Annotated in this window: 21 protein-coding genes; 12 read left to right on the top strand and 9 right to left on the bottom strand. The window is 67.9% G+C overall.

Annotated features, from left to right (window positions below):
* The first annotated feature begins 134 nt into the window (after positions 1-134).
* Together RZ1_RS24120 and RZ1_RS24125 are read left to right on the top strand one after the other, a co-directional pair.
* Positions 135-1,010, top strand: coding sequence for an amidohydrolase family protein (locus tag RZ1_RS24120; RefSeq protein WP_072815042.1), 876 nt, complete (start codon positions 135-137; stop codon positions 1,008-1,010).
* Between the two features lie 92 nt (positions 1,011-1,102).
* Positions 1,103-1,918, top strand: a complete 816-nt coding sequence (locus RZ1_RS24125) for an IclR family transcriptional regulator (RefSeq protein ID WP_083583887.1) — start codon at positions 1,103-1,105, stop codon at positions 1,916-1,918.
* Positions 1,919-1,963: 45 nt separating this feature from the next.
* Here the strand turns inward: RZ1_RS24125 and casG are convergent, their stop codons facing one another.
* On the bottom strand, positions 1,964-3,628 hold the full coding sequence (casG, locus tag RZ1_RS24130) for a steroid-24-oyl-CoA synthetase (protein ID WP_072815044.1): 1,665 nt from the start codon (positions 3,626-3,628) through the stop codon (positions 1,964-1,966).
* Positions 3,629-3,705: 77 nt separating this feature from the next.
* On the opposite strand from casG, the gene RZ1_RS31690 reads away from it, so the two are divergent.
* The 6 genes from RZ1_RS31690 to RZ1_RS24155 all read left to right on the top strand — a co-directional run bounded on the left by RZ1_RS31690 (position 3,706) and on the right by RZ1_RS24155 (position 9,435).
* On the top strand, positions 3,706-3,831 hold the full coding sequence (locus tag RZ1_RS31690; RefSeq protein ID WP_274595870.1) for a hypothetical protein: 126 nt from the start codon (positions 3,706-3,708) through the stop codon (positions 3,829-3,831).
* Between the two features lie 54 nt (positions 3,832-3,885).
* On the top strand, positions 3,886-5,304 hold the full coding sequence (locus RZ1_RS24135) for an ABC transporter substrate-binding protein (RefSeq protein WP_072815045.1): 1,419 nt from the start codon (positions 3,886-3,888) through the stop codon (positions 5,302-5,304).
* Between the two features lie 62 nt (positions 5,305-5,366).
* Positions 5,367-7,634 (top strand): ABC transporter permease, encoded by a 2,268-nt coding sequence (locus tag RZ1_RS24140; RefSeq protein ID WP_072815046.1) that lies wholly within the window; start codon positions 5,367-5,369, stop codon positions 7,632-7,634.
* Complete coding sequence (locus RZ1_RS24145; protein WP_072815047.1) at positions 7,627-8,370, top strand: ABC transporter ATP-binding protein; 744 nt, start codon at positions 7,627-7,629, stop codon at positions 8,368-8,370. The genes RZ1_RS24140 and RZ1_RS24145 overlap by 8 nt, the downstream gene beginning before the upstream one ends.
* Positions 8,367-9,071 (top strand): ABC transporter ATP-binding protein, encoded by a 705-nt coding sequence (locus RZ1_RS24150; RefSeq protein WP_072815048.1) that lies wholly within the window; start codon positions 8,367-8,369, stop codon positions 9,069-9,071. The genes RZ1_RS24145 and RZ1_RS24150 overlap by 4 nt, the downstream gene beginning before the upstream one ends.
* 1 nt (position 9,072) lies before the next feature.
* Positions 9,073-9,435, top strand: a complete 363-nt coding sequence (locus RZ1_RS24155) for a hypothetical protein (RefSeq protein WP_072815049.1) — start codon at positions 9,073-9,075, stop codon at positions 9,433-9,435.
* A gap of 74 nt (positions 9,436-9,509) precedes the next feature.
* Here RZ1_RS24155 and RZ1_RS24160 read toward each other — a convergent pair whose 3' ends face one another.
* From RZ1_RS24160 to RZ1_RS24175, 4 genes are all read right to left on the bottom strand, one after another.
* Entirely contained in the window at positions 9,510-10,823 is a 1,314-nt protein-coding gene (locus RZ1_RS24160; protein ID WP_072815050.1) for a bifunctional o-acetylhomoserine/o-acetylserine sulfhydrylase, read from the bottom strand.
* A gap of 332 nt (positions 10,824-11,155) precedes the next feature.
* A complete protein-coding gene (locus tag RZ1_RS24165) occupies positions 11,156-11,671 on the bottom strand; it encodes an OsmC family protein (RefSeq protein ID WP_072815051.1) in 516 nt (171 codons plus the stop codon).
* Positions 11,672-11,903: 232 nt separating this feature from the next.
* Positions 11,904-12,857, bottom strand: coding sequence for an AurF N-oxygenase family protein (locus tag RZ1_RS24170; protein ID WP_072815052.1), 954 nt, complete (start codon positions 12,855-12,857; stop codon positions 11,904-11,906).
* 148 nt (positions 12,858-13,005) lie between these two features.
* Positions 13,006-13,275 carry a metal-sensitive transcriptional regulator gene (locus RZ1_RS24175; protein ID WP_072815053.1) on the bottom strand — a complete coding sequence of 90 codons (270 nt, stop codon included), beginning with the start codon at positions 13,273-13,275 and terminating at the stop codon, positions 13,006-13,008.
* Positions 13,276-13,430: 155 nt separating this feature from the next.
* On the opposite strand from RZ1_RS24175, the gene RZ1_RS31695 reads away from it, so the two are divergent.
* The gene (locus RZ1_RS31695; protein ID WP_274595871.1) at positions 13,431-13,562 is read left to right on the top strand and encodes a DUF8730 family Cys-rich protein; all 132 of its coding nucleotides are present in this window, start codon (positions 13,431-13,433) and stop codon (positions 13,560-13,562) included.
* Positions 13,563-13,583: 21 nt separating this feature from the next.
* Here RZ1_RS31695 and RZ1_RS24180 read toward each other — a convergent pair whose 3' ends face one another.
* Positions 13,584-15,092, bottom strand: coding sequence for an MFS transporter (locus tag RZ1_RS24180; RefSeq protein WP_072815066.1), 1,509 nt, complete (start codon positions 15,090-15,092; stop codon positions 13,584-13,586).
* Positions 15,093-15,397: 305 nt separating this feature from the next.
* Between RZ1_RS24180 and RZ1_RS24185 the strand changes: the two genes are divergently transcribed.
* Positions 15,398-16,015, top strand: coding sequence for a TetR/AcrR family transcriptional regulator (locus RZ1_RS24185; protein ID WP_072815068.1), 618 nt, complete (start codon positions 15,398-15,400; stop codon positions 16,013-16,015).
* Here the strand turns inward: RZ1_RS24185 and RZ1_RS24190 are convergent.
* Positions 15,963-17,036: an adenylate/guanylate cyclase domain-containing protein gene (locus tag RZ1_RS24190; protein ID WP_238072053.1), complete on the bottom strand. Its 1,074-nt coding sequence runs from the start codon at positions 17,034-17,036 to the stop codon at positions 15,963-15,965. The two genes, RZ1_RS24185 and RZ1_RS24190, sit on opposite strands and share 53 nt — an antisense overlap.
* Before the next feature lie 183 nt (positions 17,037-17,219).
* Here RZ1_RS24190 and RZ1_RS24195 point away from each other — a divergent pair, with 183 nt between their 5' ends.
* Complete coding sequence (locus tag RZ1_RS24195; protein WP_072815069.1) at positions 17,220-17,984, top strand: DUF6319 family protein; 765 nt, start codon at positions 17,220-17,222, stop codon at positions 17,982-17,984.
* A 41-nt stretch (positions 17,985-18,025) separates the two neighbouring features.
* On the top strand, positions 18,026-18,691 hold the full coding sequence (locus RZ1_RS24200) for a chymotrypsin family serine protease (protein ID WP_072815054.1): 666 nt from the start codon (positions 18,026-18,028) through the stop codon (positions 18,689-18,691).
* A 57-nt stretch (positions 18,692-18,748) separates the two neighbouring features.
* Here RZ1_RS24200 and ilvD read toward each other — a convergent pair whose 3' ends face one another.
* On the bottom strand, positions 18,749-20,449 hold the full coding sequence (gene ilvD / locus RZ1_RS24205; RefSeq protein WP_072815055.1) for a dihydroxy-acid dehydratase: 1,701 nt from the start codon (positions 20,447-20,449) through the stop codon (positions 18,749-18,751).
* Entirely contained in the window at positions 20,446-21,018 is a 573-nt protein-coding gene (locus RZ1_RS24210; protein WP_072815056.1) for a TIGR03086 family metal-binding protein, read from the bottom strand. Before RZ1_RS24210 ends, ilvD begins: the two co-directional genes overlap by 4 nt.
* Positions 21,019-21,051 lie beyond the last annotated feature (33 nt).

A 21,051-nucleotide genomic window follows, 5' to 3' on the forward strand; every position in this document is an offset into this window, starting at 1 on the left:
GCAATCCTCTTTCGTGTTGCCGCAGGTGTGACAAATCTCTCGAGAGATTGAAACTTCGACTATGTTAAATTCCGCTGACCGCCCGGGCGCGGGGGTGATCGGCCGGCGGGGGGGTGAGTCGGTACGGTCGGGGGATGGACGAAGCGGAACGGATCGGTCGATTCCGGCGCGAGCACGGACTCGACTCCCTCATCGACGTGCACACCCACTTCATGCCCGCGAATGTGCTGGACAAGGTGTGGAAGTACTTCGACGCGGCCGGACCCCTGGTGGGTCGTCCCTGGCCGATCACCTACCGGCACGACGAGGACGAGCGGGTGGCGACGCTGCGGTCGTTCGGCGTCGCCCGGTTCACCTCGATGCTGTATCCGCATCGTCCGGAGATGGCGGCGTGGCTCAACGCATGGTCCGCGCAGTTCGCCGCCCGCACCCCCGACTGCCTGCACACGGCCACGTTCTACCCCGAGCCGGGTGTCGCGGACTACGTGGCCGCCGCGCTCGGCGACGGCGTCCGGGTGTTCAAAGCGCACATCCAGGTCGGCGACTACGAGCCGAACGACCCCCTGCTCGACCCGGTGTGGGAGTTGCTCACCGACTCGGGCGTGCCGACGGTGATCCACTGCGGATCCGGTCCGGCGCCGGGGACCTACACCGGACCGCAGCCGATTGTGTCTCTGTTGCAGCGTTTTCCCGACCTTCCGCTGATCATTGCGCACATGGGGATGCCCGAATACGTCGAGTTCCTCGACCTCGCGGAGCGATATCCGCGGGTGTATCTGGATACGACCATGGCGTTCACCGATTTTGCCGAGGAGGATGCCCCGTTCCCTGCGGGTCAAGTGCCGCGGCTCGACGAGTTGCGTTCGAAGATCCTGCTGGGCAGCGACTTTCCCAACATTCCATACGGCTACGTGCATCAGCTCGAGTCCCTCGAGCGGGTGGCTCCGGATTCCGGGTGGCTGCGCGCGGTGTGTCACGACAACGCCGCCGCCCTGTTCGGAGTCGAGTAGCCGGAACCGGTCTATTCACTTTCGCCGCCGCACCCGCTACCGTGCAAGAATCAATTTCAGTGTGGTGGGGAACACAAGGTGCGGAGGTGGGTGTGACCGTCGTGGACCGGCCCGTCGGGTCGTCGACAGCGCCGAAGCGAGACGAATCCCAGTCGATGATCGCGCGTATGACGTGCATCCTCGACGCGTTCGACGGCCGGAACGCGCAGCTGACCCTCGAAGACCTGGAATTGCGCACCGGACTGCCGCGATCGACGGTCCACCGCATCCTCGACCAGCTCATCCGGCTCGAATGGGTCGATCGGGCATCCCTCGGCTACCGGCTCGGCCGTCGGAGCCGGAGCGCCGACGGCGTACCCGGACACGATCGGATCCGTGCGGCGGCGGCACCGGTGTTGCACCGGCTGGCGCTGCAGACCGGCCACGTCGCGCACCTGACGATCCTCGACGGATGCGACAGCGTCTACCTCGACAAGGTCGGCGGCAGGCTCGCCGCCGCGCTCCCGACCCGCGTCGGCGGCCGTCGGCCGGCCCACGTCAACGCGGGCGGCAAGGCGATGCTCGCGTGGCTGCCGGCCGAATCCGTGGACAACCTGGTCGGGGCGGGGCTCCGAATCTGCACGGACCGCACGATCGCCGACCTGGACGCCCTGCATCGCGAGCTCGGCCGCATCCGCGGGCGGCACGGACTGGCGTTCGAGAGCGGCGAGTCGGTGCCGGGCGTCGCGTGCGTCGGCGCCGCGGTGCTCGGCACCGACGGTCCGGCCGCGGGCATCTCGCTGTGCGGCGCCGAGCGGACCGTCGACCCGGACCGGCTCGGTCCACTGGTCGCCGCGGCGGCGCGGGAGGTCACGCGGGCGCTGTCGCCGGCGTCCGGCGCCCCCGCCCCTCGTGCGCGTTTCCGGTAGCCGGCGCTACCAAAAACACGCACGGGAGGCGGGGATCGGTTCGGTTCACACCGCCACGTCGCGACGCAAGACCTTTCCGGTTGCGTTGCGGGGCAACAGGTCGCGGGTGATCTTCCACTGCGACGGGACCTTGTAGTAGGAGATGCGGTCGCGGCAGAACTCGCGCAGTTCGTCCTCGCTCGCATCGTGACCGGCCCGCAGCACCACGACGGCGGCGACCTCCTGGCCCAGATCCGCGTGATCGACACCGATCACCGCGCATTCGTGCACCGCGGGATGCTCCTCGAGGCACTGTTCGACCTCGGTGGGATACACGTTCTCTCCGCCCCGCAGGATCAGATCCGAGCGCCGGCCCGTCAACCGCAGTCGACCGTTCTCGACGACCCCGTAGTCGCCGGTGCGCAGCCACCCGTCCGACGTGAGGGCGGCGGCGGTCGCCGGCTCGTCCTCCCAGTATCCGAGCATCACGAACGGGCTGCGAACACAGACCTCACCCTCGGCACCGTCGGGCACCACTTCCCCGAAGGGATCGCGAATCTCGAGCGCGACGGTGAGGATCGGGCGTCCGAGCGTGCCCGGGAACGCCTCCAGTTCGGGGGCGGTGGCGACCGCGACGGCGGTGCTGCACTCGGTGAGACCGTAGCTGTCCACCAGGGCCTGCTGCGCGAACGGGAACTTGGCTCGCAGCCGCTGCTTGAATTCCGGGGACGACGGCGCCGACGCCAGCGCGAACGCGGTCAGCGACGACAGGTCGTAGCGGTCGGTGTCCGGGTGCTCGAGCATGCGCGCGGCCATCGTCGGAACGGCACCCCAGTTGGTGACCCGCTCGCGTTCGATCAGACCGAAGACCTTGTCCACGTCGAAGCCGCCCTCGGTCATGACCACGGCGCTGCCCGTCGCCAGCCGCGGGACCGTGAGATTGTGCAGGCTTGCGATGTGGAACAACGGCGAGGTGAGCAGGTAGCGGCTCTCACTCGGCACGGAGTCGTCGTAGGTGCGGCCGTACATCTGCGCGACCAGTGCATCGGAGAAGCGGTGGTAGTCGACGACGGCGAGCAGGTTCCGCTGCGAATGCACCGCGCCCTTGGGTCGTCCGCTCGTGCCGCTGGTGAACAGGATGACCGCGGGGTCGTCCTCGTCCACGTCGGCCGTGGGCAGGTCCGCGCCGGCGCGGTCGGCGACGATGCGCGGCAGATCTTCCTCGACGGTGAGCACTGCGAATCCGGATGCTTCCGCATTCGCGAGTGATGCAGCACGTTTGGCGTCGGCGACGATCACCGTCGGCCGCACCAGATTCACGCCGTGCTCGATCTCCTTCGGTGTCCACCACGAGTTGAGGCCGACGGCGATCGCGCCCAGGCACTGTGCCGCCCAGAACGTGACGATCCATTCGGGCGAGTTGGCGGCGAGGATCGCGACCCGGTCGCCCTTGCCGACACCGTGGTCGTCGCGCAGGGCGGTCGCCACGGCGGCGACCGCGTCGGCATGTTCGGCGAAGGTCAGCCGACGGTTCGCGGTGACGAGATAGTCGCGGTCGCCCCACGCCCTCGATGCGGCGACCAGATCACCGACCCGGCGGTCGCGGTTGCGCACCACCGGAATACGGTTTCCGCGCACATCGTCCTCGATCAACTCGAAGCGGCCGCCGGGCCCGGTGAGCTTCGAAACGACCTGCTGCAGCATCTGTTGGAGGTCTGATGGTGCTGTCATGGAGGCGCCTTTCCGTTTCCGCTGAGATCTCCTGCCCACACTTCTGCCACAACATTGCATGCCGGCCACGGTCGGAAGTGAGCGATACCACTGACCGGGAGCGGTGTGTGGCCGGCATCACGCGCCGGTCCCGCTCATCGGGAATGGCCGGGGTGGCCGGCGTCACGCTGGCTACCTTCGCGGCACCCGACATGCCGATGTGATGTCTCGGCCCTCACCCCTGTCGGGGATCGGTTGAGACAAAGGAGTCCCTCAACGTGAAACACAGCACTGCTTCGAAACTGGTGGCAGGACTGGCCGCCGTCCTGGTGGTGACGTCCGCCTGTGCCTCCGACCGGGAGGGTGACGCCGTCGTGTCCGCCGGGTCGCCCAGCGCCGCGGGGGAGGCGGCCCCGGCATCCGACGCGATGTTCGGAACGCTCGAATCACCTTGTGGCGAAGGGGATGCAACTGGTGCCACCGATCAGGGTGTCAGCGACACGGAGATCCGCATCGGCTACGGCGACGACCGCGGTTACGTCAAGAGTCCGGGTCTGAACAAGGAGATGAGCGACGCCGTCGGCGCCATGATCGACTGGTGCAACGCGCAGGGCGGCATCAACGGGCGGCAGATCGTCGGCACCGACTACGACGCTGCGATGACCCAGGCGAACACGGTCATGCAGAACGCATGCGCCTCCGAATTCATGCTCGTCGGCCACGGATTCGCCATGGACCAGACCGCCGAGCAGACCCGCGTGGCCTGCAACCTCGCCGCGGTTCCCGGCTTCACGGTCTCGCCGGATGCCGCGAACGGACCCATGACCTACCAGGGTGTCCCGTTCCCGGTGGACTTCGCGAACGGATCGCAGTGGTTCCAGCTCGCCGAGATGCACCCGGAGCTGATCGACAAGTTCGACATCGTGGACAGCACGATGCCGACCATCATCTCCGCGAACACGAAGGTCCGCTCCGTGGCCGCGGCCGCCGGCTTCAAATTGAAGAACTGCGGCGTCACCCTCAACTACGAGGGCGAATCCAGCTACGTCCCGTTCGCCGAGAAGTTCAAGGAGTGCGGCGTCGAAGGGCTGTGGACGTCGCGATCCCCCGTGCCCGGGGAGTTCAACTTCATCAAGGCACTCGACCAGGTCGGCATCGATCCGATCTTCATGGGTGAAGCCACGTGGTACGGCGACGCCGTGCGCAGCTGGAACAAGGAATCCGGTCTGCTCGACAATCTGCACTCCGGCATGACCTTCCAGATGCTGGAGAACGCGGATTCCGTACCCGCGGTGAAGAAGTACGTGGAGCTCGTCACGGAGAAGGGCGGCAAGACCGCGCTGCTCGGCATGCAGGCCACCTCGTCCTTCCTACTGTGGGCGACCGCCGCGAAGGAATGCGGCTCCGACCTCACCCGCCAGTGCATGATCAACGAACTGTCGCAGATCCACGAGTGGGACGGCGGCGGGCTGCACGCGGTCACGGATCCGGGCTCCAACATGCCGGCCACCTGCGGTCTGGTCGTGACGCTGTCGGGTGCGGACTACGCGCAGGCGTTCCCCGCGGAGACCGGCACCTTCGAGTGCGACGGCCGCTACCTCGTCGCGACCGACCGCAGCACCTGGAGCACCGATCTGGGTCCCGACCGCATCTCGACGAAATACCTGAATCCGAACATCATCAGGCCGACCTCCTGATCCGATCGACCGACTCCGACGGTGCGTGTCGCATCGTCGGAGTCCTCGACTAGGGGTACTCCATGAACACCTTCCTGACCTTCACCATCGTGGCGTTGGTTCTCGGATCGGTCTACGCGATCGCCGCCTCGGGCCTCGTTCTCACCTACAACACGTCGGGCATCTTCAACTTCGCGCACGGCGCGCAGGCGATGCTGGGGGCATTCGCCTACTGGCAGCTGCGTTACGGCTGGGGACTGCCCACCCCGGTCGCGCTCGTCGCCGCCCTCGGCGTTCTCGGGCCAGTGATGGGTCTGCTGCTCTACGTCGTGATCATGCGTGGCATGCGGGACACCGCCGAGGTCACCAAGATCGTTGTCACGGTGTCGATCCTGCTCGGCATGCTGGCGGTGTCGCACTGGTTCTGGCACCCCGAGACCGCACGCACGATGTCGATGTTCTTCGGCGATCGCAGCAGAATCGAACTGTTCGGCGTCGCCATCCGCTACCACGAATTGATCTGTATCGCTGTGGCTGTGCTCGTCGCGGTCGGGCTGCGGATCATGTTCACCCGCACGCGGGCGGGGGTCGCGATGCGCGCGGTGGTGGACGACCCGGACCTCTTGCGGCTCAACGGACACGACCCCGACCGGCTGGCGGCACTGTCGTGGGCGATGGGCTCCACACTGGCGGTCCTGGCCGGCATTCTGGTCACACCGATCAACGGTGGGACGCTCGAAGCGAACATGTTGACGCTGTTGGTCATCGACGCGTTCGCCGCTGCGATGTTCGGTCGGCTGCGCAGCATTCCGCGGACCTTCGCCGGTGCACTGTTCCTCGGTCTGTCCGCAACGTATGTGCTCGCATACTTCCCCACCGCGTGGACGTGGACATCCAATCTGCGGGTGTCGCTGCCGATGATCGCGCTGTTCGTGGTGCTCATCGTGCTTCCGCAGGACCGGCTCCGGGGCGCCGTGACCCGCACCCGCGAGCGGTACCACGTGCCGACGGTGCGCAAGGCGGTGATCTGGGCGGTGGCGCTCGTCGTGATCGTGTACGCGATCCGGTTGCTGATGGTGACCTCGGCGATCACCACACTCACGATCGGCATGTCGTTCGCGATCATCGCCCTGTCGCTGACCCTGCTGACCGGCTATGCCGGAGAGTTGAATCTGGCCCCGGTCTCGTTCGGTGCGATCGCCACGATCGTCGCGTACCACTTCGGGATCTCCGGTACGGGCCTCGCGGCCCACCTGAACCTGTGGGGGGTGGTGCTCGGCGTCGCGGTCACGGCGCTCGTCGGTGGTCTCATCGCACTTCCCGCGTTGCGGCTGCGCGGGCTGTACCTGGCGCTGGCAACCATGGCGTTCGGGGTGTTCCTGTCCAACATGATCCTGCGCGACACGACCCGTCACGAACTGTTCGGCGTCGAATTCTCGTTGTTCACCGACGGCAACATCGCGATTCCTCCGCTTCGGGTGGGTCCGCTCGATCTCGGCAACGACACGGTGTTCCTCATGTCGGTGACCGTGATCTTCGCGGCGCTCGGCGTGGCGCTGATCGCGTTGCGCAACAGCGGATACGGGCGGCGTCTGGCCGCAATGAAGGACAGTCCCGCGGCGTCGGCCATGCTGGGACAGAGCCTCGTGCGACTCAAGCTCGGCGTGTTCACCCTCTCGTCCGCCATCGCCGGTCTCGGCGGCCTGTTCATGGCCGGCGCGATGGGATCGGTGTCCAGCGAGAGCTTCTCGATCATGGTGAGCCTGTCACTGCTCATGCTGACGGTGGTGGCCGGAATCGGCTACGTTTCGGGAGCGCTGTTCGGTGGCCTGATGTCCGGGATCGGATTCGCCGTCATCATGGTGTCCTTCTCGAACCTGGCATCGGCACAACCGGAACTGTCGGGCCTGTGGACGTTTCTGGGTCACGTCGCGGCGGTGAGCCCGGCGCTGATCGGTATCGGTGTCGCGGCCAACCCCAGCGGCAGTGTCCATCAGGTGGTCGAGGGATACCGCACGTTGGCGAACGCGAAACCCGTTCTCGCGGGCGGGGTGGCCGTGGTGCTGGTGTCCTACGTGCTCGCCCTGATCGGGGCGCTCGACAACTGGTGGTTCGCGTCCATCACGATCGCGACGGTGTTCTTGCTTCCGGTCGCCGGGCAACTGCTGATGCCGGAGGCCGTGCTCGGCGCGGAGGAATCGCAGCGCCGCCGACCCCTGAACCCCGAGCGGGTCGGCATCGACGAGCCGTACGGACCGGAAGTACGTGAGGAGATCGACCGGGAACTCGGAATCGCCGGGTGCCTTTCGCCTTCGGATCGACGGGAACAGGAGCTGATCACTCATGGCTGACGCACCGCTTCTCGAAACCCGCGGTATCACAGTCCGTTTCGGTGGGCACGTCGCAGTCAAGGACGTGAGCATGGGTATCACCCGCGGAACGGTCACCGGACTGATAGGACCGAACGGTGCCGGCAAGACGACGTTGTTCAACACGATCACCGGATTGCAGCGGCCCACGTCGGGCAGGGTGTTCCTCGACGGCGTCGATGTCACCTCGTCGGCGCCCTACAAGAGGGCACAGATGGGGTTGGCGCGGACCTTCCAGCGCCTCGAACTGTTCGTGTCGTTGTCGGTGCGGGACAACCTGCGCGTCGCCGGCGACATCCACAACGCCAACGGCGGACACCGAATCGATATCGAATCCGAGACCGACCGACTCCTGGCGCTGACCGGGTTGGAAGACATTGCGGACCGCGATGTCTCGGACATCCCCACCGGACGCGCCCGGGTCGTGGAGGTGGCACGAGCGCTGATGACGGCGCCGAGGATCCTGCTGCTGGACGAACCGGCCTCCGGACAGACCGAACAGGAAACCGAACAGTTCGCCGAGCTGCTCGGTGAGCTCGCCGCCGAAGGGCTGGCGATCTGCCTGGTCGAACACGACATCCCGCTGGTGATGAAGATCTGCTCGACGATTCACGTTCTCGACTACGGGGCGCTGCTCGCGAGCGGGCCACCGGACGAGATCAAGAACGACCCCGCCGTGATCGCCGCCTACATCGGCACCGAGGAGGAGGCCGTATGAATCCGGGACCGTTGCTCGAACTGGCAGGTATCCGTGCGGGATACGGGCCCATCGAGGTTCTCCACGGCGTCGATCTTGTGCTCGATCCCGGTGCCGTGGTCGCTCTGCTCGGCCCCAACGGGGGCGGTAAGACCACGACGTTGAAGGTGTGCGCCGGAATCCAGCAGGCGACGTCGGGGGAGTTCCGGCTCGCCGGGCGGGCCGTGAACGGCGTGTCCGCGGCGGACCTTGCTCGCCTCGGGGTCTGCTCGATTCCGGAAGGCCGCGGCGTCTTCCCCAACCTGACGGTGCGGGAGAACCTGTGGATCGCCACGGGAACGGGTGCCTCGCTCGCCGAACTCGAAGAGGTGGCGTACACGCGGTTCCCGATCCTCGGGCAGCGGCGAACCCAGCTTGCGGGATCCATGTCCGGCGGCGAACAGCAGATGCTCGCCCTGTCGCGTGCGCTGGGAACTCGGCCCACCGTGCTTCTGCTCGACGAACTGTCGATGGGACTGGCTCCCCGGATCGTCTCCCAGATCTACGACATCGTGGGCGAATTGGCGGCCGAGGGGCTGTCGATCCTCGTCGCCGAGCAGTTCGCGCGGGCAGTCCTTCCCATCGCCACCAGCGCTGCATTGATGCTGCAGGGACGAGTGGTGCGCACGGGTAACCCGGCGGAAATCGAAGAAGAACTGTCAACCAGCTATCTAGGAGGATGAGATGACCACTGCGGTCGACGAACGACGCGAACAATTCAAGAAGGACGTGGCCGCACTGGGATTGGACACCGGGAAGCCCGGCTTCCATGGGAAGGGCCGGATCGCAGGCCTCACGTTGATGATCCTCGGTGCGACGGCGGCGTTCGTCGTCTATGTCGCCTCGCTGACGCTGTCGGACCTGCGCGACCTCGCGTCGTACCAGTTGCTGAGTCTCGGATTCGTCGCGATCACCCTGATCGGCGCGGCGGTGTACATCGCGGCCGTGGTGTCGCGGGTGCTGAGCCTGTGGCTGGTGCGGCAATTGCTCGAGGGAAACGCCCAGACCGAGAGGATCGCGGAGGCGCTGTCGCGGAGCAACCTCTGAGCGTTCGTCCCCGACAGAACACGGAAGGCCTGCCCTCGACTGCGGGGGCAGGCCTTCCGTTGTCGGGCAGCGGGTCAGTTGCCCGCTGCGACGAGACCGTTGGTGATGTCGGCGAGGATGTCGTCGATGTGCTCGATGCCGACGGCGAGACGCACCAGGCCCGGCGTGACACCCGCGGCGAGCTGCTCCTCGGCGGTGAGCTGGGAGTGCGTCGTCGACGCGGGGTGGATGACCAGCGAACGCACGTCGCCGATGTTGGCGACATGGCTGTGCAGCGTCAGGGCGTCGACGAACTTCTTGCCGGCGTCGACACCGCCCGCGAGTTCGAACACGACGATCGCGCCGGTGCCGCGCGGCGCGAGCTCCTTGCCGCGTTCGTACCACGGGGAGGACGCCAGGCCGGCGTACGACACCGACTGGACCTCCGGCCGGGCCTCGAGGAACTCGGCGACCCGCTGGGCGTTGGCGACGTGCCGCTCAACACGCAGCGACAGGGTCTCCAGCCCCTGGGCGATGAGGAACGCGTTGAACGGTGCGACCGCGGAACCGAGGTCGCGCAGCAGCTGGACGCGGGCCTTGAGTGCGTAGGCCGGCGCACCGAGGTCGGCGAAGACGACGCCGTGGTAGCTCGGATCGGGCGTGGTGAAGTTGGTGTGGCGTCCCTGCGTCCAGTCGAAGGTGCCGCCGTCGACGATCACACCGGCGATCGCGGTGCCGTGGCCGCCGAGGTACTTGGTGGCCGAGTGCACGACGATGTCGGCGCCGTGCTCGAGCGGACGCAGCAGGTAGGGGGTGGCGACCGTGTTGTCGACGATCAGCGGCAGGCCGTTGGCGTGCGCGACGCCGGAGACGCCCGGGATGTCGAGGATGTGGTTCTTGGGGTTCGCGATCGTCTCGCCGTAGAACGCCTTGGTGTTGGGGCGGATCGCCGCGGCCCACTCGTCGAGGTCGTCGGGGTTCTCGACGAAGGTGACCTCGATGCCCAGCTTGCGCAGCGTGTAGTGCAGCAGGTTGTAGGTGCCGCCGTACAGGTAGGGGCTGGCGACGATGTGGTCGCCGGCCTCGGCGAGGTTGAGGATCGCAAAGGTCTCGGCGGCCTGACCGGACGACAGCAGCAGCGCCGCGACGCCACCTTCGAGCGCGGCGATGCGCTGCTCGACCGCGTCCTGGGTGGGGTTCATGATCCGCGTGTAGATATTGCCGGGCTCGGCGAGACCGAACAGTGCGGCAGCGTGATCGGTGCTGTCGAAGGTGTAGCTGGTGGTCTGGTAGATCGGCAGGGCGCGGGCCTTGGTGTCGCCGCCGGCCGGCTGACCCACATGGATCTGCTTGGTTTCGAAACTCCAGCTCGCCGTGGGATCGACGGCGTCGGGGGTGGTCTCGCTCATGGGTGTTGCTCCGTACTACTCGATATTTCCGGGGATCTCGGGAAGGTTCTTCGGTGGTCTACCGGCACACGGCCGTGCTGCTGCAAACGACTGCGACCGACACTGGGACTGCGACCGGCACCGGGCCGGTGCGGACACCACACTGGGGGATGATCGGGTGGGATCGCTCAGCGACCCGAACACCCGCAGATACACATGTAATGCGCACGGCGGCGCACCGACGGACGACCCGTCAGGCGTACTCGCGTGTTGCTCACGGACCCGACAATAACCCGTGAGTGCGATCCCGACCAGTGTTCGGGGGCGCGTCGCGTCGGCGCGGTGCGCGTCGATCAGGGTGTTTCGACGACTGTGCGCACCGGCGTCGCGTTGCGGGTCAGGTCGAGTACCGGGCAATGTGCGTCGACCGCTTCCTGCAGTTCCAGGTACCGTTCCCGCGATTCCGGACCGGTGAGCGTCACGACGACGCGGACCTCGCCGAACCCCGCACGGACGGCGTCGTCGAAGCCGAAGAAGCCACGCACGTCCAGATCGCCCTCGGCGCGGGCGGTGATCCCGTCGACTGCGATGCCCAGCTTGTCGGCCCATACCCGGTACGTCACGACCTGGCAGGACAGCAGTGAGGCGAGGTAGTACTCGACGGGGTTGGGGGCGGTGTTCTCGCCGCCGAGTGCCGGCGGTTCGTCGACCTCGATCTCGAACCGGCCGAGGGCCACGGTGCTCGCGACCGCGGAATGGGCTCGGGCCTCGGCGCGGAACACGACCGCGGCCTTCGCCGGATCGTCACTGATGGCGTCGTGGTTGGCCGTGACGACGGCCTGCAGAGGGGAGACGGGTGCTGTGGTCATGGGTGGTCCTTCGATGCGCGATGTCGGTTGGAGCATCGCGACGGAACCATATTTCCGACCAATATGCTAGGTAATTGCGCGGACGAATTTTGCGCTGCGGCGTCCGCCCGGACGAGCCTCGTCGGCCCACGCACCTCGCGCCGAGCGCGCTGGATCGACGCTCGGCGCAGGCTCTATGCGACCTCGAATATTCTTGTGCGGCAAAGTTTTTCGTAGTGAGCCCGCTCGGGGGTCAGAGCAGGTGGACCTTCTTGTACAGGATCTTCGACGGGCCGCCGACCAATCCGACGCTGTCGAGGAACGTCATGAGCTTCGCGCCGGACTTGCGGACGCGGTCGTGGTAGTGCGTGTTGGCCTTCGCCTCGGCGACCGCGCGATCGCGGTCCAGGCCCGCGTTGGCGTAGACCTCCTCGCGGATCATGCTCTTGACCACGAAGTACACCGTGACGGCCGTATTGATCCGCTCGAACTGCAGGCGCAGGTTGCTCGCGCCGGTCAGTCGCCGCGCGACCTCCTCGCGGGCGAATCGGATGTGCCGGGCCTCTTCGAGGACGTGGATCTTGCTGACCGTACGGGTGACCGGTTGCACGCGCTCGTCGCGCATGAAGTCGCGTTGCATCATGTCGAGGATCTCCTCGGCGGCCATGACGCTGGCGTAGGCGTTGGCGCCGCGGAAGAAGCCGCCCCACAGTCGGCCGAGGCGGTGGATGTACGGGGCCGGTCCGTAGCCGGGCATGCCGAGGCGTTCGCCGGCGCGCGCGAACATCACCGAGTGGCGGCACTCGTCGGCGACCTCGGTGAGGGCGAACTGCACGTGGCGGGAGTGCTTGTTGCGGTTGTAGACGTCGCGCAGCAGCATCTGCATGAGCAGGATCTCGAACCAGAGGCCGACGCTGGAGACGCTCGCGGCCTCGTGCTTGGTCAGTTCGATGCGCTGCTCTTCGGTCATCTCGTCCCACAGGGCCGTGCCGTACAGCGTGCTCCATTCGGGCGTCATGCCGTACTTGTTGTCGGGGATCGGCGCCTCCCAGTCGACCTCGATCATCGGGTCGTACGACTTGCGGGCGACCGACGCGAGCAGCCGTCGGGCCGTGTCCTCGCGGTCCGACAGGGCCACCTTCGGCACGAATCCCCTGGTGGTGGCGGTATCGGCAACATCCTGGGGGCGCGTGAGCGATGCGGTCATGTCTCCACCTTTAGTGTGACGGACGGTAACTGTTAATCCGAGATTACAGTGAGTGGCGTCACGGCACAACGGGTGCCCGCGCAGACGAGCGCCCCCGGCCCGTGAAGATGCAGGCCGGGGGCGCTCGTCGATTCGGTTATATCGCCGGTCAGGCGAGGGCGAGAAACAGTTTCTCCAGCTCCGCCTCGCTCATCGGTTCCGACCCGTCGGCGGTGTCGCGCGTGAGGCATTCGCGCAGCCCGCTTGCAACGATCTTGAAACCGGCCCGGTCCAGGGCGCGGGACACGGCGGCAAGCTGGGTGACCACGTCCTTGCAGTCGCGGCCCTGCTCGATCATGGAGATCACCCCGGCCAGCTGTCCCTGCGCGCGCTTCAACCGATTCAGTACCGCGGTGATGCTTTCTTCGTCGCCGACCATGGTCCGTTCCTTTCCTAGCGGAGATCCGTCCATTGTGCCCCGGGGAGTATCGAGGCCGCGGGCCGGCGACCACGCGGCGAGACCCGCCCGCCAGGCCCGGCCCGCCGACCCGCATGCACAATCGACACAGCCGAAGTATTTGGAGGTACATCACCATGTGTTATCCCGTCACCTGTCCCGTGTGCGGCAAGACCGGCTGGGAAGGATGCGGCCAGCACGTCGACGACGTGATGCGCGACGTCCCCGTCGCCGAGCGGTGCACCTGCGCCGGAAAGGCCGGGCGCTGACGCAGGGGCCGCGAACCGGGATCAGGCCGGTTCTCGGCCCTTCGTGATCCGGGGCCGGCCCGGCGAGAGAAACGCCGCGACGACGGCCCCGACCGCAAGGATCACCGCGATCGTCCACGATGCCTGCTGCATCCCCTCGAGGAACGCCGAACGGGCCAGATCCGCGAGTTCGTCTCCGCGCGGTCCCGCGGCCTCCGCGACCTTCAGCGCCGACGCCAACGAATCCGACACGGCGCTGCGGGCGGTGGGGTCCGGGATCATTTCGGCGACCGGTTCGATCCCCCGGCCGTACATCGCGGCGAGCATGCTGCCCGCGACCGCGACACCGATCGCCGCGCCGAGCTCGCGGGTGGCGTCGTTGACCGCGGACGCCACGCCCTGCTTGTCGTCGGGCGTGCTCGACACGATCGCGTGTGTCGCCGGCGCCGAGACCATGCCCATGCCGATGCCCGGCAGCAACAGGGCGGCGTTGATCAGGACGGTCGACGACTGCGGATCGAGTTCCCCGATCAGCACGAATGCACCCGTGAGGAGGGCGAGGCCGCCGGCGAAGAGAAAGCGGAGTCCGACCCGTGGCACGATCGGCGGGATCAGGACCGACACCGTCATCACCAGCAGGATGAGCGGGATCAGCTGGATCGACGAATCGAGCGGCGAGTAGCCGAGCACGAGCTGCAGGTACTGCACGACGATGAAGAACACGCCGAACATCGCGACGAATTGGAACAGCAACGTCAGCGCCCCGGAGCCGAATGCGCGATCGGTGAACAACCGGACGTCGAGCAGGGGATCGGGAGTGTGCAGTTCGGCGAGCACGAAACCCGTTGCCGCAGCGAGACCCAGGATGATGCAGGCGAGCACCGAGGCGTCGGCCCAGCCGCGGTGCGGACCCTCCATGAGTCCGAACACGAACAATCCGACCGCGAGAATCGACAGCGCGCTGCCGAGCAGGTCCGGCGGCCACTGCTCCTGGGCTCGCGAGGACGCGATCGTCAGGGACGCCGTGAGCAGCACCGCAGCGGCCACCGCGAAACACACGAAAATCATTAGCCACGAGCTGTATTCGAGAATCACCCCGGAAACGAGCATGCCTGCGATGCAGCCTGCCCCCGCGGTTCCGGCCCAGATGCCGACCGCCCGCGCGCGGCGTTCCTCGGGGAAGCCGGCGGTGATCACCGACAGGGTTGCCGGCATGACCAGCGCCGCTCCCAGGCCCGCCAGCCCGCGCGCGACGATGATCCACGTGGGGCTGTCGAGTACGAGCGGCAGCGCCGACGCCACACCGACGATCGCCAGGCCTGCGACGAGCACGCCGCGGCGGCCGTAGCGGTCGCCGAGTGCACCCGCCGGGAGCAGGAACGCCGCGAGCACGAGCGTGTAGCTGTCCACGATCCAGGTCAGCTGGCTCTGGGTCGCGCCGACGTCGACGGCGATGTCGGGCAACGCCATGTTCAGGGACGCCATCGCGGCGACGACGAGAGCGACCGCCGCGCAGGCGACGACCAACAGCCACCACTGCGCACGCGTCAGGCGGGCCGGTGTTTCCGGCGTTGACGGTGCTTCCGGAGTTGCAGTGGCGCGGGTCGTGCTCTTCTCTGACGTTTCGGACACGAGCCGGCCTTCCGGAGCGGGGTCACCGAGAAACGAGACTATCGGTATCGTAGCTGAACGGTCGGTATCACAGGCAAGGGCGAGGGCGAACGGATACAACTGTGGACGTGAGTACCCAGCCCCTGCCGGGCGCCGCCGCCGACGGCCCCGATCGCGACCCGTCCGTAGGTGCCGGCCGGCACCACGACGACGAAGATCCCCGCAAGGCGCGGTCACGGGCGCGGCTGCTCGATGCCGCGACCGCGCTGCTCGCGAAGGGCGGAGCCGAAGCCGTGACCATCGATGCAGTGACCGGTCTGGCACGCGTCGCGCGGGCCACCCTCTACCGGCATTTCGCCGGCGGCGAGGAACTCGTCGCAGCGGCCTTCGCGCGGATGCTGCCCCCGATCCCGCCCGTCCCGGACGGTGACCTGCGCGATCAGCTGGTGGCGCTGGTCGTCGCGCAGGCACGGATCCTCGACGAGATTCCCATCCCGTTGACGGCGATGTGCTGGATGGGGCTCGGGCCTGGACTCGGCGACTACTCGAGCGCCGAGGCGCTGAGCAACGAACGCCCGGAACTGCTCTCGTTGCGCGAGCGTCTCGTCGAGCGGTATCGCGAGGCCTTCGACCGGGTCTTCGATACCCCCACCGCGCGGGAACTGCTCGGTGATCTCGACTACGACCTCGCGCTCGCACAACTGCTCGGGCCCGTCGTGTTCACCAAACTCGCGACACTGCCGTCACTCGACCGTGCGGCGTGCGAGCGCGTCGTCGACGACTTCCTGGCCGCCCGCGGATGGCGGCCGGTCAGGAACGGGCCGAACGCAGTACCGACGGCCGCAACCGATGAAAGTCCTTGACGCGCAGATTCCGGATCGAACGCACCTCGAACTCGCCGGACGATTCGAGCCGGTCGGCCAGCGCCGAATCGACGAGGATCGTGCCGGGACGCGCCACGCCCGTCAATCGGGCCGCGATGTTGACGACCGAACCGAACAGGTCGCCGAACCGTGCCAGGGCCGGCCCCCACGCCAGCCCCACCCGCAGATCCGGGGCGTCCTCCCGGGCCCCGAACGACTCCTGCAGCGCCAGCGCGATCCGGGCCCCGTCGACGGGATCCTCCGCCGCGAACATCACCTCGTCACCGACGGTCTTGATCACCCAGCCGCGCCCCTGCGCAATGATCGTGGCGACCGCGGACTCGAACTCCTCGAGCAGGTCGCTGAGTTCGTCGGCCTCGATGCGACGTGTCAGGCGCGTGTAACCGACCATGTCGGCGAAACCCACGACGAGATCGCGGCTCGTCGATTCCCCCCGGGCGCTGACGATGTTGCGCTCGGTCGTCGCGACCAGGTGCCGGCGCCACACGAACATCTGGGTCTGCTCGACGAGCTGCAGGACGTCGCGCAGCAGCGAACCGACGAAATCGTCGATCTCCGCCTCGGTCGGGGCGGTTCCCGCATAGGCGGTGTCGAGCCGGTCGAGGATGTGGGTGTTGAGCAGCGAGACCTGCCATTCGGCGAGGCGGGACATCGACTGGCCGAGTGATCGCGCGGCCGGCATCTCCATGTCGGCGGCGACCGCACCGCTGGAGACGAGCGCCGAGATGTTCCGCAGTGCCTGCACGTCCCCGTCGGTGAACATCACCGCATCCGGATCCGGGTCGATGGCGAAACCCAAGGCCTGCCAGAGACGTTGGGCGCGCTCGGTCGCCACCCCGGCGAGTTCCGCGGCTTGTTGCTGGGTGTAGCGGCGGTCGCCGCCGAGCACGGAACGTTCGAACGCACGCTGTACCCCCGCCAGCGATTCCGGGCCGAGCGACGGCGTCGTCTCCGGCACCGCCGGTCCGGGGTCGTCGGCCTGTCGCTCCGAAGCCTCCACGCCTGTCCTCCTCACCGCCGCCGGGCCCGCCCGACGGCTCGCTCGACGAACACCCACCATCCGCGCCGCGAACACGACCCGACCTTCGAAGAGTCGCACATCGGCGTGTCGTACCTGTGTGCGACAGTGTTCGCGATCCACCCACCCCGGGACCGATTCACCCGAATCCAGGAAGGACGTGGCATGCCGCCCCGCAGACGAGCCGGAGCAGACCACCTCAGCGACGAGCAGCTTGCCGAGCTGACCACCGCGCTTGCTGAGGACCGGCGCGCGACCGTCTATCTCATCGAGGGTATTCCGAGTCTGGGCATCGAGCCGGGGGCATCGGCGAAGGTCATCGCAGTCGACGGTCGCACGGTCATGGTTCGGCCCAAGGGCGTCAACGACGAGCTGCCCTTCGAATTCGACGAACTGCGCATGACCCGGCCGGCTGTAGCCCCGAGAACCCGCCCCGCCGAGGCGGCACCGGCCGCGCCCCGGCCGGTCGCGAAACCGGCGCCCGCGCCGAAGCCTGCCGCCTCGACCTCACCGGTGGCGAAGCCTGCCGCCTCGACCTCACCGGTGGCGAAGCCCGCGACGAAGGAGACCGCCGTGTCCACACCCCCCTCTCAGTCCGTCGAGCCGGCTTCGAAGCCGAAGCCCGCGGCCCGCAGGCCGAAGAAGCAGCCCGGCGTCAGCATCACGATCACGATCGATCCGGACACCGAATGGACGGTCGCGGTCACGCACGGCACCCGACGGGTCGGCAAGCCCACTCCGGTCGGTCCCGACGCGGTCGAGCGGGCCGTGCGGGAACTGGGCGACGAGTCCGCGCTCGAGGCCGTGCAGTCGGTGATCGACGAGGCGCGACAGGCCGCGGAGGAGCGGGTTGCGCAGCTCAGCGCTCAATTGGAGGAAGCCAAAAAAGCGTTGGAGAGCCTCGGGGCGACCGGCGGACAGATAGGCTGATGCGCTGACGCGGCCTTCCGTGGCCGGGCGGGAGGGGCGGGATGTTCAAGAAATGGGCGATGGCGTTCGCGGCGACGATTGCGCTGGCCGGGGGCGGTGCCGGCGTCGCGACAGCGGTGCCCGGTGGGGTTCCTCTGGGTGGCGGATCCGGCATCACGATCGGTGACGGCACCACCGATATCTTCGACTGCACGCTGACCACGATCGGCTACGACGCTGCCGGCCGTCTGGTCGGATTCACCGCGGCTCACTGTGGTGGTCCGGGTGCGACGGTGAAGGCCGAAGCCAATGTCGGCGCTGGGGTGTTGGGCCGCATCGTGGCTGGCGACGAGGCGCTCGACTACGCGGTGATCCAGTTCGATCCGGGCAGGGTCGACGCGGTGAATCGGGTGGGGAACGTGACGATCACCGGAGTCGGTGCGCCGCCCCAGTTCCCGAATCTTGCCTGCAAGGAGGGCCGCACCACCGGCAACACGTGCGGTGTCGTGTGGGGTGATGTGTTCGGGTCGCAGGAGACGTGGACCCAGGTCTGCGTCGTCGAGGGCGACTCCGGGGCGCCGCTCGTCATCGGCACGACCCTCGTCGCGATGGTCAACGCCTATCTCGCTGCGCCGTGCATCGGCCCGGAGGTCGGCACCAACTTCACCACGATCATGGCCGACGTGAACGCGGGCGGCGGTGTCGGCAGCGGCTTCCGTCCCATCTGATTCCCGTGCTCGTGCGTGGTTTCGGTAGCTCCCGCTGCCGAAACCACGCACGAGGGGTCAGCCGCAGACGGCGCCGGTAGAGGCGGACCCGACCAGCTTCGTGTACTTCGCGAGGACCCCCCGGGTGTACCTGGGCGGCAGCGGCTCCCAGCCGGTGCGGCGCTGCTCGAGTTCCGCCTCGTCGACGAGAACGTCGAGGGTGCCGTTCACAACGTCGAGCCGGATCCGGTCGCCGTCGCGGACGAACGCGATCGGGCCGGCGTCGACGGCTTCCGGGGCGACGTGCCCGACGCACAGGCCGGTGGTGCCGCCGGAGAACCGGCCGTCGGTGAGCAGCAGGACGTCCTTGCCGAGGCCGGCTCCCTTGATGGCCCCGGTGATGGCGAGCATCTCCCGCATCCCCGGCCCGCCCTTGGGTCCTTCGTAGCGGATGACCACCACGTCACCGGCGGTGATGGTGCCGTCCTCGAGGGCGTCCATCGCGGCCCGTTCACGTTCGAAGACGCGTGCGGTGCCCTCGAACACCGACTCGTCGAATCCTGCGGACTTGACCACCGCGCCCTCCGGGGCGAGCGTGCCACGCAGGATCGTGATGCCGCCGGTGGGATGGATCGGGTTGCCGAGGGCACGCAGCACCTTGCCGTCCGGGTCGGGGGGCTCGATGTCGGCGAGGTTCTCCGCGACGGTGCGGCCGGTGACGGTCAGGCAGTCGCCGTGCAGCAGACCGGCGTCCAGCAAGGCCTTCATCACCACCGGCACCCCACCGATGTGGTCGACGTCCTTCATGACGTGCGCCCCGAACGGTTTGACGTCGGCGAGGTGCGGGACCCGCGCACCGACCCGGACGAAATCGTCGAGGTTCAGTTCCACGTCGGCTTCGTGCGCGATCGCCAGCAGATGCAGCACCGCGTTGGTCGAACCTCCGAACGCCATCACGACCGCGATGGCGTTCTCGAATGCCTCCTTGGTGAGGATGTCGGCGGTGGTGATGCCGCGGCGCAGCAACTCGACGACGGCCTGCCCGCTGCGGCGCGCGTAGCCGTCGCGCCGCCGGTCGGTGGCCGGCGGCGACGCGCTTCCCGGCAGTGACATGCCGAGTGCTTCGGCGGCGCTGGCCATTGTGTTCGCGGTGTACATCCCCCCGCACGCCCCTTCGCCCGGGCAGATCGCCCGCTCGATGGCGTCGAGATCGTCGCGGGACATCAACCCCCGTGCGCACGCGCCGACCGCTTCGAACGCGTCGATGATCGTCACGTCGCGTTCGGTGCCGTCGGACAGTTTCGCGGTGCCGGGCAGGATCGATCCGGCGTAGAGGAACACCCCGGCCAGGTTCAGCCGCGCCGCGGCCATGAGCATCCCGGGCAGCGATTTGTCGCACCCGGCGAGCAGCACCGATCCGTCGAGGCGCTCGGCCTGCATCACCGTCTCGACGCTGTCGGCGATCACCTCGCGCGACACCAGGGAGAAGTGCATGCCCTCGTGCCCCATGGAGATGCCGTCGGAGACGGAGATGGTCCCGAATTCGAGCGGATACCCGCCGGCCGCGTGCACCCCGTCCTTGACGGCCCGGGCCAGCCGGTCCAGGGACAGGTTGCACGGAGTGATCTCGTTCCACGACGACGCGACCCCGATCTGCGGTTTACCCCAGTCGTCGTCGCCCATGCCGACCGCGCGGAGCATGCCGCGGGAGGCGGCCTTCTCGAGACCGTCGGTGACGTCGCGGCTGCGGGGTTTGACGTCGGGGTCACCTGTGCTCATGACGTGTCTCCTCGTCGGGGGTCGCGGCCGGTCAGGGCCAGCAACCGGTCCTGCAGCGGCGCGTCGTCGGGGACCGGGACCGGATCTGCGAACAGACCGCTCGCCGCGAGCATGTCGCGCTGGGGTTCGATGTCCGCCCAGACCGCCGCGACCAGGTCCGGGTCGAGACGGTCGTCGCCGCCGACGCCTCGGGCGAGATCCCAGGTGTGGATCGCGATGTCGGCGACCTGCTGTCTGAGATAGTCGCGGCAGCGCACGACACCGTAGGACAGGTGCACGGGAGCGTCCGGGTCGGTGGCCGCCCACGCGGTGCCCGCGGACTCGGCGTAGCGGGACCATTCGGCGCGCAGGTCGTCACCGATCGGAGCGAGGCCGGCCTCGGCGTCGGCGACGGTCATACCCGACAACAACGGGGGAATCCACCGCTGCTCGTCGACCATGTGCTCGACCAGTTGGGCGACGTCCCACTCCGTGTCGGGTGTGGGCGCCGACCAGTCGGTCACCCGGGTGAGCCGGTCGGTGAATCCGCGTGCGGCCGTGCGCTGCAATTCGAGCCAGTCGATCGCCATGGATCCAGCGTAGGTCGGACCCCGTTGGGATCA

This window comes from Rhodococcus zopfii NBRC 100606 = JCM 9919 (assembly GCF_001895025.1).
In the GTDB taxonomy this organism is placed as follows: domain Bacteria; phylum Actinomycetota; class Actinomycetes; order Mycobacteriales; family Mycobacteriaceae; genus Rhodococcus; species Rhodococcus zopfii.

Bases quoted from the DNA above. Each gene is read 5' to 3' on its own strand.
- RZ1_RS24120 (WP_072815042.1), top strand. From the start codon at position 135: ATGGACGAAGCGGAACGGATCGGTCGATTCCGGCGCGAGCACGGACTC.
- casG (WP_072815044.1), bottom strand. From the start codon at position 3,628: ATGACAGCACCATCAGACCTCCAACAGATGCTGCAGCAGGTCGTTTCG.
- RZ1_RS24140 (WP_072815046.1), top strand. From the start codon at position 5,367: ATGAACACCTTCCTGACCTTCACCATCGTGGCGTTGGTTCTCGGATCG.
- RZ1_RS24145 (WP_072815047.1), top strand. From the start codon at position 7,627: ATGGCTGACGCACCGCTTCTCGAAACCCGCGGTATCACAGTCCGTTTC.
- RZ1_RS24150 (WP_072815048.1), top strand. From the start codon at position 8,367: ATGAATCCGGGACCGTTGCTCGAACTGGCAGGTATCCGTGCGGGATAC.
- RZ1_RS24155 (WP_072815049.1), top strand. From the start codon at position 9,073: ATGACCACTGCGGTCGACGAACGACGCGAACAATTCAAGAAGGACGTG.
- RZ1_RS24160 (WP_072815050.1), bottom strand. From the start codon at position 10,823: ATGAGCGAGACCACCCCCGACGCCGTCGATCCCACGGCGAGCTGGAGT.
- RZ1_RS24165 (WP_072815051.1), bottom strand. From the start codon at position 11,671: ATGACCACAGCACCCGTCTCCCCTCTGCAGGCCGTCGTCACGGCCAAC.
- RZ1_RS24170 (WP_072815052.1), bottom strand. From the start codon at position 12,857: ATGACCGCATCGCTCACGCGCCCCCAGGATGTTGCCGATACCGCCACC.
- RZ1_RS24175 (WP_072815053.1), bottom strand. From the start codon at position 13,275: ATGGTCGGCGACGAAGAAAGCATCACCGCGGTACTGAATCGGTTGAAG.
- RZ1_RS31695 (WP_274595871.1), top strand. From the start codon at position 13,431: ATGTGTTATCCCGTCACCTGTCCCGTGTGCGGCAAGACCGGCTGGGAA.
- RZ1_RS24195 (WP_072815069.1), top strand. From the start codon at position 17,220: ATGCCGCCCCGCAGACGAGCCGGAGCAGACCACCTCAGCGACGAGCAG.
- RZ1_RS24200 (WP_072815054.1), top strand. From the start codon at position 18,026: ATGTTCAAGAAATGGGCGATGGCGTTCGCGGCGACGATTGCGCTGGCC.
- ilvD (WP_072815055.1), bottom strand. From the start codon at position 20,449: ATGAGCACAGGTGACCCCGACGTCAAACCCCGCAGCCGCGACGTCACC.
- RZ1_RS24210 (WP_072815056.1), bottom strand. From the start codon at position 21,018: ATGGCGATCGACTGGCTCGAATTGCAGCGCACGGCCGCACGCGGATTC.